Origin of the sequence: Streptomyces sp. NPDC008317, assembly GCF_042955955.1 — a bacterium.
GTDB lineage: Bacteria > Actinomycetota > Actinomycetes > Streptomycetales > Streptomycetaceae > Actinacidiphila.
In genome coordinates, this window is sequence record NZ_JBIBFQ010000005.1 from 313288 (window position 1) to 325831 (window position 12544).

Below are 12544 nucleotides of genomic sequence, written 5' to 3' on the forward strand. Positions count from 1 at the left end.
GGCCCTGCGAGGGGGTGCCCGCCGCGGGCCTTGCGCGTTTGCGGGGTCGGCGGGGCGGCCCGAGCATGAGGCCATGACCGATCCGGTGGCGTTCGACGTGGTCAGCGAGGGCTTGGCCGAGGTGCACCGGCGGCTGCTGCCGCTGCGGGACGGCGAGGTGGCGTCGTACATCCCGCAGCTCGCGCTGGCCGACCCGGACGACTTCGGCATCGCGCTGGTGAGCATGGGCGGCCACCGTTACGAGGCGGGCAGGTCACGTACCGAGTTCACCGTGCAGTCGGTGTCCAAGCCGTTCGTGCACGCGCTGGCCCTGTCCGAGCTGGGCCTCGACGAGATGACCCGCTGGGTGGGCAACGAGCCGAGCGGCGACGCCTTCAACGCGATCAGCCTGGAGCACGGCACCGGCCGCCCCGCCAACCCCATGATCAACGCGGGGGCCATCGCGACGACCAATCTCGTACCGGCCGCCTCGCCGGGCGAACGGTCCGCGCGCATCCTCGACGCGCTGAGCGCCTTCGCCGGGCGGCGGCTCACCGTGGACGAGGACGTCTACCGCTCGGAGGCGGCCACCGGCGACCGCAACCGGGCGCTGGCGTATCTCATGCACGCGGCCGGTTCGCTGCGCACCGATCCGGTGGAGGCGGCCGAGGTGTACTTCCGGCAGTGCTCGGTGCTGGTGAACACCGTCGATCTGGCCGTGATGGCGGGGACGCTCGCCAACGGCGGGGTCAATCCGGTGACGCGCGAGCGGGTGGTGGCCGAGCAGGTGGCCGTCGAGGTGCTGTCGGTGATGGCGACCTGCGGGATGTACGACGCGGCCGGTGACTGGCTGGTGCGAGTGGGGCTGCCCGCCAAGAGCGGGGTGTCCGGCGGGCTCGCGGCGGCCAGCCCGGCCCGGTTCGGCATCGCCTGCTACAGCCCGCCGCTGGACCGTACCGGCAGTACGATCCGCGGGGTGGTCGCGCTGCGGGAGCTGTCGCGGCGGTTCGGCATGCATCTGATGCACCACCCGGTGCCGGGCGCGGACACCGTGACGCGGGTCGGCACGGGCGGCAGCGGCGGTACGGGGACCCGGGTCTCCTCCGGGCGGGAGCGGGTGACGGCCGACCGCGACCTGCTGGACCGGGACGGCGACCGGGTGGTGCTGGTGGCCGCGCGCGGCGAGGTGGACTTCCCCGCGGCGGAGCGGCTGCTGCACGCCCTGGCGAGCGCCGTGCCGCTGGTGCCCGGCTGGGTGGTGGTCGACATGGAGCGCGTGACGCACGTCAATCCGGTGGCCGGGCTGATGCTCGGCAACGCCTTCGAGCGGATCTCGGCGGCGGGGCACCAGGTCGCCCTGGTCGGCGCGCCGGACCAGCACTGGGGCGGTGTCGCGGTACGGCACGACAGCGTGGAGGACGCGCTGGCGTGGGCGGAGGACGCACTGCTGTACGAGCTGCGGCCACTGCCCCAGTGAGATATCCATAAAGAGACAAAGGGATTTCATGTCCGGGGGGACTTCGCCGGAAGGGCCTGCCATGCACTCGCCTCTCAGCCCCGCCACCCTCGCCGACCTGCGCCGTCCGCGCCACTACCCCGCCGTCTCCGTGCTGATGCCGACGCACCGCCGGGAGCCGGACAACGCGCAGGACGCCGTACGCCTGCGCAATCTCATCGCACGGGCCAAGGACGAGGTGGAGTCCGACCCCGAGGTGTCCAGGGCCGACCGGATCGATGTGGTCGAGCAGCTGGACAAGGCGCTGTCCGAGGTGGACCTGGTGCACGCCGAGGACGGTCTGGCGATCTTCGCGGCGCCCGGTGAGCACCAGGTGTGGTCGCTGGACCGTTCGGTACCGGAGCGGGTGCTGCTCGCGCAGACCTTCCTGACCCGTAATCTCATCGCCGCGCAGGCGGCCGACCAGCCGTACTGGGTGCTGGCGGTCTCCGCCGACCACGCCACTTTGTGGGGCGGCGGCCGGGAGCGGCTGACCGAGCACACCGCGAGCGGTTTCCCGAAGACCCGGTCGCTGCCCGACACCGACATCGAGCGCGAGGAGCGCATCGGGGACCGGCCCAGCACCTTCAACGACGAGGAGACCCGCCGCTATCTGCGCGAGGTCGCCGACGCCGTCGGTACGGTGCTCACGGCCGAGCCGCGGCCCCTCTACGTCGTCGCGGAGGCCGAGGCCCTCGCCGTCCTGGACGAGGTCAGCCCCGATGCCAAGGAGGCCGTCCGGGTCCTCCAGGGCGGTCTGTCCAAGGGCCCCGCCGAAGCCGTCCGGCAGGCCGTGCTGCCCGCCGTCCGCGAGCGCGCCGACCAGGACGTCTCCGATGTCCTCGCGGAACTCGACGCCGCCCGAGGCCGCCGTACCTTCGCCGCGGGCGTGGACGAGGTCTGGCAGTGCGTCGTCGAGGGCCGCGCCGCCGTCGTCGTCATCGAGGAGGACTACCGCACCACCGTCCGCGACGACGCCGACCACCTCGTCCCCGCCACGCCCGAAACCCCGGGCGCCCGTGAGGACATCGTCGACGAGATCGCCGAACAGGCCCTCGACACCGGCGCCCGCGTGCACTTCGTACCCGACGCGATGCTCAACGGCTCCCACCACATCGCGGCCGTGCTGCGCTACTGACGGCCCACACGGCCTTTCTACGCCTCGGGCCTCGCCTCATACGCGGTCTCGTGCCCGGTCACTTGCGCGGCGCGCCTCGCCTCTCGCCCGCTCCCCCAGCTCCGGCAGCCGCCGCGCGTCGTGGTGCGGGAACCGCACGGCGGCGCCGCGCTCGCGTGCCTTGGCCTCCGCGGCGCGCAGCGCGGTGTCCGCCAGGTCGGCGTCACCGTGTGCGTGCGGCCCGCCCCAACGAGCGCCTCCGTCAGAAGTCGATTTCCACGTAGTCGATGTCGGTGAACTCGACCAGCAGCCCGTCCGCGCGGCGGCCGCTGTCCTTGAAGTAGACCTCCTGGAGACCCTCGGCGGCGATGGCCTGGAGCTGCTGTTCGGTGGCGCCGGAGGACTGGGCTTCGAAGAGCCGGGCGGCGTAGGCGGGCGGGAGGTGCTGGGTGATCCGCCGCATGCGGCCGTCGTCGGTGGAGCCGGGGGCGGCGGTGAAGCCGAAGCGGGCGCGGGTCTCGATGACGAGGCCGTCGGAGGTGGCGGCGCGGCGCTGGGCGCGCTGTTTGACACGGGGCTGCCAGTCCTGCCGGACGGCGGCGGCGAGGCGGTCGGCGAGTTCGCGCCGCGGCCGCTTGAGCGTGCCCTTCAGGTAGCGCTCGACGGTGCGCTGGGTGACGCCGAGGCGCTGGGCGACGGCGCGGGTGGAGCCCTTGGCGTATTTGACCAGGAAGCGCATCTGGGCCTGCGCGGACTTGGGGATCGGCCGGGTCTGGGTGTTGGCCGTCGCCTTGTCGAGGCTGTCGCCGATGATGCCCACGCTGTGGTCCTACTCTCCGTCGACGGCGGCGTCGGTGCCCTTGATGTGGCGGGCCGGGTTGTGGCCCTGGTCGAGGAGTTCGACCGCCCACATCAGGTCCTGGGTGCCTTCGTGCTTGACCATGCCGGGACTGACGCCGAGCCGGAATCCGCCGGGCAGCGGCTTGCCCTCCGGCGCGCGCGGCAGGAAGTCCAGCGGCGAGGGTCCGTCCGAGGCGTAGACGGCGCAGTCGGACAGCACGGCGAGGGGGTAGAGCCCGACGGCGGCGAACTTCCGCATTTTGCGGTGCATGTTGACCCGCGCGGAGGAGATCACGGCCGCGCGGATGTCGGGCCGCCAAGTGGGGCGATCCAGCGCGGACCACCGCTCCCCCGGCCGGTAGCCCGCGCCCTGCGGGCGCTCGCGGAGCTTGCCGATGCCGCCCTTGACGGTCGCCTTGACGGCGGACAGCACGGCGGCCAGGCCCGGATCGGTGTCCTTGTGGACGGCCATCGCGGCCAGGAAGTCCGCCTCGTCCATCCCCGCGGTGACGCCGAGCTGCCCCATCGTGGCGAGGTAGGCGTCCCGCAGCCGGGTGTACCAGGCGTCCAGATACGCGCCGGTCTCCGGCCGTACGTACGCCTCGACGGGCTTGACGTCGTGGCCGAGTTCGACGGCGTAGGCGACGGTCGGGGTGGCGTACCAGGCGGGTCCCTCGGGGCGGGTGCCCTGGGGGGTGAAGGGGCTCGGCAGCCGGGGGTCGAGTTCGATGCCGGAGAGGTCGACGAGCCAGCAGCCGGGCAGCGCCTTGTCGAAGCCGGGGGCGGTGCGGTGGACGGGGGCGCCGAGGCCGACGGTGAGGCGGTTCGCGGCGGCGGCGAAGGCCATGTTGACGTCGATGCCGACCGCGTACGGCCGGGCGCACTCGTCGTCACCGAGGAGCTGCGGGTCGCGGATCCAGTCGTACGCCTCCTCGTCCAGCACCTGGTCCGGTGTGCGCCGGTGGCCGCGCGGATGGAGCCGGGCCGCCACGGGGTGCTCGTCGGGGGCCTCGGGCGGCGCGGGGTCGACGGCGGCGCCGAGCGCGCCGGCCACCTGCCCCGACACCCACGCGCCGCTCGCCTCGTCCCGTACGGCCCTGGTCGGCGGGCGCAGGCTCGTCATCAGTTCGAGGCCGCAGACGGCGGTCGAGCCGCGCGGGGTGATCACGCGGGTGGCGTACGTGCCGAGGACGCGGGCCACTTCGGCGGGCGGCGCCTGGTCCACGTTCCCCCACGACCGGCTGTCCAGCGCGCCCCAGGGCAGGATCGCGAGCTGTACGCACTGGCGCTGTCCGGCCTGCGCGGGCCGGTAGACGCGTGCCCAGGGGCCGAAGCCGCGCCGGGTGAGCTGCCAGCCCGCGCGGGCGACGCGGCGTACGGCCTCGTGGTCCTCGGGCAGCCGCAGCGCGCGCCGGTCGGCCAGTTCCGCGGGGAGGCCGAAGCGGGTGGTGGCGGACTCGGTGAGGACGACCAGCGGGTCGGCGTCCTTGCCCGAGCGGTGCAGCCGGGCCGCGCCGAGGCGTGCGTCGGTGAGGGCCCACTGCACGAGCGACGGAATGTCGTCCGCCGGGCATTCCAGCACGAGGCCGCCGACGCAGTACGCGCTGCCGTCGCCGTCCACGACGGCCAGCGGTCCGTTGGCGAACCGCGGATCGGCACCGGGCTCGGGGGCACGGACGGAGGCGGGGGCCTGGGGGCGACGAGCAGAGGCGGGGCGGCGCGGCGGCGGGGCGGGCTGGCGGGCGGGGGCGGCTGCTGGTTCGGGTGCGGGGTCAACGGGGGCCGCGGAACGGGGAGTTGGCGGCGCCACCACGGCGACCGACGCGGGCACAGGTACGGGCTCCGGTACGGGCACAGGTTGCGGGGCCGGCTCAGGAGCCGTGGCGACCGGCGGCGCCGGATGCAGCGCCGCGAGACCGTCCAGCAGCCGTACGTACGCCGCCCGCTTCGGCGACCTCGGCTCGGCGCGGCCGGACTCCCACGCGGTGACCGTCTCGCGCCGCACCTTGAGCGTCTTCGCGATCTGGTCCTGGCTGATCCCGGCCGCCTCACGCAGCCGCTTGCGCTCGGCGGGTTCCGGCAGCGAGTCCTGCGCGGCCACTTGTTCGAGCAGCGCGTCGACCGAAGCGAACAGCTCGCCCTGCTCATTCGACAACCGGACCACCTCCGGCCGTCACCCTAGCCAAACACACACCCGAACACACGCCGGACACACAGTGTCCGGCGATCATGCCGACGCGGCGACCGGCTACGGCTGCCGCGTCACCCCGCTCACCGTGAGCCGTACCGGCAGCGCGCCGCTGCCGATCAGAGCGGCCAGGTCCTCCGCGCGCTGCCGGTCCAAGTCGCCGAAGATCTGCGCCGCGCCGTCGGTGATGGCCTGCTGGACGGCCGGTGCGGACAGCAGGTCGTCGTCGAGCAGGATCGCGAACTGATTGGCGGGCGGCGTCTCCTGGGCCAGCGCCGCGGTGACCGTGCCGAATGTCTTCGCGCCCCGCTCGGTGAAGTTCAGATTCACCATCCACTGGCCGGAGTTCGGCTCGTACGCGGACTTGGCGCTCTTGACGTCCTCGCCGTCGAGCGCGACCGGGCCGAGCAGGTACTTCTGGCCGGTCTTGGCGTCGCAGGCCGGGGTCGGCTCCTCGGGCCTGGACAGCGGGGGCGTGCCGGTGACCGGGCAGGTGAGGGCGTCGAAGCGCTGCCGAATCTCGGCGGACCCCTCCGCGTGATCGCCCTTGACCGCCCGGAAGGCCAGCTCGGCGGTCGCCGCCAACTGCCGCAGCCGGTCGCCGCTGTCGCCGGGCGCGTCGGCGGTGATGACGTTGCCGCGCTGTTCGATACGGGTGCCGGTCAGTCCGAAGGCGGCGGCGCGTTCCTTGAGCCGACGCACCGTCTCCTGGAGTTGGTCCGCGCTCATCGCCGAGGCGGCGGTGTACGTGGCGACGGTGCGGCCCGAGGCGGTCGACTCCGACGGCTTCACACCGCTGTCGGGGTCGACCGCGTCGGGATCGACGGCGCCGGGGCCGGACGGGCCGGAACGGGCGGCGCCGGGCGAGCCGGGGGACGGCGAGCCCGACGAGCAGGCGGCGAGAGCCGGGCCGAGCGTGATCAGGACGACGGTGAGGGCGACCGTGGACACGGTACGGTGAGGACGCATCCGCCCAGTCTGACGTGTGATCAGCCGCTACGACAGTACGGGCGCGGTCGGCGCCGGCCCCGTCGACGGCCGCCGTACCCACAGCAGGAGGACGACGGAGACGACGGCGGCGAAGGCGCACCAGGTGGAGACGAATTCGGTCCGCCACACCGCCGCGCAGACCGCGGCCCCCACCCCGGTGAGGACGCCGAGCAGCCGCAGCATCCGGTCCGCGCTGAGCAGCAGGGAGCCGACGGTGGCCACCAGATATCCGGCGATGACCAGCGGTACGGCGGGCACGTCCACCGCGTAGCCGACGGTGTGGCCGCGGATGTCGGCGACGGGCGCCCGGTCGATCAGGCAGGCGACGAGCACGACGGCGGTGGCGAGTCCGGCCAGCACCGGTACGGCCAGCCGCAGCCGCCCGCCCGGCGGCGCGGCGGTCAGCACGGCGAGCGGCACATAGGCGGCCAGCAGCGGCAGCGCGATGATCGCCCACGCGAGGGTGGCGGGCCCGGTGCCGCCGCCGCGGTGCCAGACCGCGGCCTCGATGAGCTGATGGGCGCCGAGCACCAGCGGCAGCGCCGCCAGCGGCAGGTCCCGGGCCCGGCGTACGCGCGCGACGCAGGTCACGCCCAGGGCGCAGATCACCGAGCCCGCCGCCAGATCGGCCGTGGCGCTCCAGCACATGAGGTCCCCTCGCGTCGTGCGGTCCGATGATCCGTTGTACGTCCCCGTCACGCTACGACGCCTGCCCTCTTCCGGCCGCGGGACCCCGCCGCGCGGCCGGGGGAAATCGCCTCCGGCGGGAATCGCGGGTGAGACGACGAAAAACGGCCCCACGCGCCGAAGCGCGTGGGGCCGTTGACGGTGCTCGGTGCTCGGTGCTCGGTGCTCAGTGCTCAGTGCTCGCTGCTCGGTGCTCGGTGCTCGGTGTTCAGTGCTCAGTGCTCAGTGCTCAGTGCTCAGAGCGTCGGGCGCTCAGGTACTCCTACGGGACCGCCCGCGCTCAACTCGCGAGCAGATCCCGGGTCCCGGCGGTCCAGGCGCGCGGGCCGGTGAAGCCGTGCGCGCGCCAGCGGGCGGCGCCCCGGCGGCGGGCGGCCGTCGCGTGGTCGGCGTCGGCCGCCGCGCGAACGGTGGCGGCGCGGGCGAGCAGCACGGCGGTGACCGCGGCGATCTCCTCGGGTGTCGCGGTGCCGCGCTCGACACGTACCAGCGTCGTCGGCGCCGGAGCCGCCTCGGGTGCGGCGAGCGGCACCACGGCGGGCGCGGCGTTGATCGTCTCCAGCGCGGGCGGTCCCGGCTGCGCCGGGATGGTCAGCGTGCCGACCCGCACCAGGTGCGGTGCGGCGGGGGTGGGAGCGGTGATGGCGGCGGGCATGGGCGGTGTCCCCTTCGGTCTCGGAACTGCCGGACGGAATGCACGAGTTGCGGGCGGCTGCGCTGACGCACCGTCAAGGGCTGTGCGGAGTACGGCGGGCTACTGCGGCGGGTTGCCGTGCTTGCGGCGCGGCAGGTCCGCGTCCTTCGTCCGCAGCATGGACAGCGACCGGATCAGCACCGACCGCGTGTCGCGCGGGTCGATGACGTCGTCCACCAGGCCGCGTTCGGCCGCGTAGTAGGGGTGCACGAGTTCCCTGCGGTACTCCTCGATCTTCTGGATCCGCATCGCCTCGGGGTCCTCGGCGGCGGCGATCTCGCGGCGGAAGACGACGTTGGCCGCGCCCTCCGCGCCCATGACGGCGATCTCGTTGCTGGGCCAGGCCAGCGCGATGTCGGCGCCGATCGACTGCGAGTCCATGACGATGTACGCGCCGCCGTACGCCTTGCGCAGCACCACCGAGATCCGCGGCACCGACGCGTTGCAGTAGGCGTACAGCAGTTTGGCGCCGCGCCGGATGATGCCGTCGTGTTCCTGGTCGACGCCGGGCAGGAAGCCGGGGACGTCGACCAGGGTGACGATCGGGATGTTGAAGGCGTCGCAGAACTGCACGAAGCGCGCGGCCTTCTCCGACGCCTTGATGTCCAGCACCCCGGCCATCGCCGACGGCTGGTTGGCGACGATGCCGACGGTCTGCCCGTCGAGCCGGGCCAGCGCGCAGACGATGTTGGGCGCCCAGGCGGCGTGCACCTCCATCGAGTCGCCGTCGTCGACCAGTTCCTCGATGACGTCCCTGATGTCGTAGCTGCGGTTGCCGTCGGTCGGCACGATCTCCAGCAGTGCGTCGCCCGGCCGGTCCACCGGGTCCTGTCCGGGGCTGGCCGGGGGCAGTTCGCGGTTGTTGGACGGCAGCAGCGACAGCAGGTAGCGGACCTCGGCGAGGCAGGTGTGCACGTCGTCGTAGGCGAAGTGGGCGACACCGGAGACGCTGGCGTGCACGTCGGCGCCGCCGAGCGCGTCCTGGGTCACCTCCTCGCCGGTGACGGCCTGCACGACGTCGGGCCCGGTGATGAACATCTGCGAGATGCCGCGGACGGCGAAGATGAAGTCGGTCAGGGCCGGGGAGTACGCGGCGCCCCCGGCGCAGGGGCCGAGCATCACGCTGATCTGCGGGATCACGCCCGATGCCTTGGTGTTGCGCTGGAAGATGCCGCCGTAACCGGCGAGCGCGGAGACGCCTTCCTGGATACGGGCGCCCGCGCCGTCGTTGAGCGAGACCAGCGGGGCGCCGGCCGCGATGGCCATGTCCATGATCTTGTGGATCTTCTCGGCGTGCGCCTCGCCGAGCGCGCCGCCGAACATCCGGAAGTCGTGGGCGTAGACGAAGACCGTCCGGCCCTCGACCGTGCCCCAGCCGGTGACCACGCCGTCGGTGTGCGGGCGCTTGCCCTCCAGTCCGAAGCCGCTGGCCCGGTGCCGCCGCAGCGCCTCGACCTCGGTGAAGCTGCCCTTGTCCAGGAGCAGGTCGATCCGCTCCCTCGCGGTCAGCTTGCCCTTGGCGTGCTGGCGTTCTGTCGCCGTGGGGTCGGGGCCCTGGCGGGCCAGCTCCTTGAGGTCGCTCAGTTCCTGCAACCGGTCGGGGACCTCGGCGGGAGACTCCGCGTTGGGCATGGCGCTCCACCCTCCCTTGCTCGGGTTCATGTCGATCACTCCTGTGGCCGCCGGACGGCGGCCTGCGGCACGCGGTGCACCCGCGTGCGGGAATCGGCGATCAGCTCCGTGGCGTCCTCGGCGTGGAGGCAGTCGGCGGTCAGTGTGCGGACGACGGTGCGGTAGTGGTGCGGGGTGCGGACGGCCGCCGCCGTGGCGTGGCCCGGCGGTCCCGGCACATCGGTGACGGACCATCCGGACGGGCGGTGCGGGCCGCCGCGCCGGCCCGCCGCCGTCCCGAGGTAGTCGGCGGCCAGGTCGCGGCGCAGACCGGTGCCGAGGCCCTTGAGATACGCCTCCTTGCGGGTCCACAGCCGGGCGAAGGCCGCGGGCCTCCTGCGGCCGGGCACAGCGGCCAACTCCGCCTGTTCCGCGGGGTGCAGGTCGGGCAGGCACAGCCGTACGGCGTTGGCCGGCGGCACCCGCTGCACGTCCACGCCGACGGTGGCGCCCGCGAGGGCGACGACCGCGACCTGGTGGCTGTGCGACAGCGAGAAGTGCGGCCAGTCGGGCACGGGACCGCGCGGGCGGTCGAGCAGCACCGGGCGGCCGTGCGGGCCGCCGCAGCAGGGGCAGCGGTCCCGGCCGAGCCGCAGCGCCCGAGGCGGGAGGCCGGTGTAGGCCGACAGCAGGCGGCGCAGGGCGACGTGGGCGGAGAGGTAGCGCACCCGGTCGCCCGTACGCAGCAGGCCCGCGGCGCGCTCGCGTTCGTCGTCGTCCAGTTCCCCGACCGGCAGCGGCGCCGGGTCGGTGTGCGTCCAGGGCCGGGGCAGCACCCAGATGTGCAGGTCGCCCGGCGCGACGGTCAGAGCCGGTGCGGTGGCGGCCCCCGTACGGTCCACCGCGCCGCTCACCGCGCGGTGCGCGCCGCTGCGGTGAGCCGCGGCCTCTCCGCCGGGGTGTCGAAGACGGCCGCGGCGACGGCGCCGACCGGGGCCGTCTGCGGGACGCTCTGCGGGACGGGGGTCACCAGCCCGGCCAGCAGCGCCGCCACCTCGGTGACCGAGTCGTCCCGCAGCAGGTCCGCGGCGGGGACGTCGACGCCCAGCGCCGAGACGAGCCTGCGGCGCAGCGCCAGCGCGGTGATCGAGTCGACGCCCTGACTGCGCAGCGACCGGTCGGTGCTGATCCGGTGGGCCGGGGGCACATGAAGATACGGCTCCAACTGACGGCAGATGTAGCGCTCGATGATCCTGGTCCGCACGTCGATGCCCGCGGCACGCAGGACGTGCGGGTCGGGAAGCCCCCTCAGGTGCAGGGGGACCGTCTGTTCCATCACGGCATACCGCCTTCCATCGGTAGTGCACGGACCGGCGCCGCCGTTGCGCTGTGGCGCGGCGGTTCACCGGCAGGTTCGAGAACGTGCCGCGCGGACGGCTCCGCGGGGCACGGGTCGCTCCGCGCGGTGGCGGAGCATCGGCCCGCGGCGGTCGTCCGGGACCGGGCCCGCGGCCCTCGTGGGGACGGGCGCGGTACGGACGGGGCGCGTACGGGCGGGGGTTCGGGGGCCTCGGGGCACCGTGCGCGCGCCGGCGTCACGCGCCGGTCGTCGGGACGGCCGGGGTCTCGGGCGAGCGGCTGCCGGTCTCCCGCGCGCGCCCGGCCTCCCGATCACCGTCGCCCTCGCGCTCCGCCCGGTCGCCGTCGTCCGCCCGGTCCCGGTCGTACGCCCGGTCGCCGTCGTCCCCTCGGCCCGGACGGGGCCGGTCAAGCAGCATGGCGACCGCCGCCGCGGCCAGCGAGACGATGCCACCCGCGTAGAGTCCGGATCTGGCGCCCCAGTGCTCGGTGAGCCAGCCGACCGCCAGCGCGCCCAGCGGGGTGGTCCCCTGGAGGATGAGCGCGTAGATGGCCAACACCCGCCCGCTGAACGCGGGGTCGGCGCCGAGCTGGATGCGGTGGTTGGCCGCCTGGGCGAAGTAGAGCGTGGTGAAGCCGGTGACCGCGAGCAGCAGCAGCTCGCTCAGGTAGTTCGGCGCCCAGCCCGCCGCGGTCTCGGCCGCGCCGAAGGCCAGCGCGGAGCCGGTCACCAGCCGTCCGCTCGGCCGGGTCGTACGCGAGGTGGTGACCAGCGCCGCCAGCAGTGATCCGGCCGCCAGCGCCGTGGTGAGCAGTCCGAAGGAGGCCGCGGAGGTGTGGAAGACCGTCTTGGCCACCAGCGGCAGCGTGAGCTGGAAGTTGAACCCGGCCAGGCCGATGACGGCGACCAGGGCGAGCGGCAGCAGCAGGTCGGGGCGGCTCGCGGTGTAGCGCAGGCCGTCGATGACGCGGGCGCGGGCTGCGCCCGGCGGCCCGCGGTGCAGTTCGGCGGGCCGCATCATCCGCAGCGCGACGACCGTGGCCAGATAGCTGACGGCGTTGAGCAGGACGACGGGTCCGGTGCCGAGCCAGCCGACGAGCAGGCCGCCGAACGCGGGCCCCGCCACCCGTGCGATGTTGAAGTACGCCGCGCTCAACGCCGAGGCGTTGGGCAGCAGTTCGGGGCCGACCATCTCGCGCACGAACGACATGCGGGTGGGAATCTCCACGGCGCTCGCGGTGCCGAGGCCGAGGGCGAACAGATACAGATGCCACAGCCGCAGCGTCCCGGTGAGCATCAGGGGCGCGAGCAGGGCGGCGAGCACACCGCAGACCAGGTTGGCGGCGACGAGCAGCGCGCGCTTGTCGTGGCGGTCGGCGAGCCGCCCGCCGTACAGCGCGAGGAGCAGGACCGGGGTGAACTGAAGGGCCGTCACCAGGCCGAGCGCGGTGGGTGAGTTGTCGGTGAGCGAGAGGACCGCCCAGTCCTGCGCGACCACCATCATCCAGGTTCCGGCCGCCGAGACGACCTGGCCGAGCGCGAAGAGCCGGAAGTTGCGCACGGCCAGCGACCGGAAGGGCCCG

The 12544-nt window shown here is 74.0% G+C and carries 11 protein-coding genes; 2 read left to right on the top strand and 9 right to left on the bottom strand.

Features of this window, described 5'->3' with window-relative positions:
- The first annotated feature begins 73 nt into the window (after positions 1–73).
- Positions 74–1456 (top strand): glutaminase A, encoded by a 1383-nt coding sequence (glsA, locus tag ACFY9V_RS18535; protein ID WP_355341061.1) that lies wholly within the window; start codon positions 74–76, stop codon positions 1454–1456.
- A gap of 61 nt (positions 1457–1517) precedes the next feature.
- The gene (locus tag ACFY9V_RS18540) at positions 1518–2612 is read left to right on the top strand and encodes a chemotaxis protein (RefSeq protein ID WP_391161955.1); all 1095 of its coding nucleotides are present in this window, start codon (positions 1518–1520) and stop codon (positions 2610–2612) included.
- 241 nt (positions 2613–2853) lie between these two features.
- Here ACFY9V_RS18540 and tpg read toward each other — a convergent pair whose 3' ends face one another.
- The 9 genes from tpg to ACFY9V_RS18585 all read right to left on the bottom strand — a co-directional run bounded on the left by tpg (position 2854) and on the right by ACFY9V_RS18585 (position 12522).
- Complete coding sequence (tpg, locus tag ACFY9V_RS18545) at positions 2854–3411, bottom strand: telomere-protecting terminal protein Tpg (RefSeq protein WP_355341067.1); 558 nt, start codon at positions 3409–3411, stop codon at positions 2854–2856.
- 9 nt (positions 3412–3420) lie between these two features.
- Positions 3421–5586, bottom strand: a complete 2166-nt coding sequence (gene tap, locus ACFY9V_RS18550) for a telomere-associated protein Tap (protein ID WP_391161956.1) — start codon at positions 5584–5586, stop codon at positions 3421–3423.
- 93 nt (positions 5587–5679) lie between these two features.
- The gene (locus ACFY9V_RS18555) at positions 5680–6588 is read right to left on the bottom strand and encodes a hypothetical protein (RefSeq protein ID WP_391161957.1); all 909 of its coding nucleotides are present in this window, start codon (positions 6586–6588) and stop codon (positions 5680–5682) included.
- Positions 6589–6615: 27 nt separating this feature from the next.
- Positions 6616–7257: a DUF6629 family protein gene (locus ACFY9V_RS18560; RefSeq protein ID WP_355341076.1), complete on the bottom strand. Its 642-nt coding sequence runs from the start codon at positions 7255–7257 to the stop codon at positions 6616–6618.
- A 319-nt stretch (positions 7258–7576) separates the two neighbouring features.
- Positions 7577–7951: an acyl-CoA carboxylase epsilon subunit gene (locus ACFY9V_RS18565; RefSeq protein ID WP_391045086.1), complete on the bottom strand. Its 375-nt coding sequence runs from the start codon at positions 7949–7951 to the stop codon at positions 7577–7579.
- Between the two features lie 99 nt (positions 7952–8050).
- Positions 8051–9622: an acyl-CoA carboxylase subunit beta gene (locus ACFY9V_RS18570; RefSeq protein WP_355341348.1), complete on the bottom strand. Its 1572-nt coding sequence runs from the start codon at positions 9620–9622 to the stop codon at positions 8051–8053.
- A gap of 35 nt (positions 9623–9657) precedes the next feature.
- Complete coding sequence (locus tag ACFY9V_RS18575; RefSeq protein WP_391161958.1) at positions 9658–10503, bottom strand: 4'-phosphopantetheinyl transferase superfamily protein; 846 nt, start codon at positions 10501–10503, stop codon at positions 9658–9660.
- A gap of 8 nt (positions 10504–10511) precedes the next feature.
- Positions 10512–10937 (bottom strand): phosphopantetheine-binding protein, encoded by a 426-nt coding sequence (locus ACFY9V_RS18580; protein WP_391161959.1) that lies wholly within the window; start codon positions 10935–10937, stop codon positions 10512–10514.
- Positions 10938–11196: 259 nt separating this feature from the next.
- Positions 11197–12522, bottom strand: coding sequence for an MFS transporter (locus ACFY9V_RS18585; protein ID WP_391161960.1), 1326 nt, complete (start codon positions 12520–12522; stop codon positions 11197–11199).
- Positions 12523–12544 lie beyond the last annotated feature (22 nt).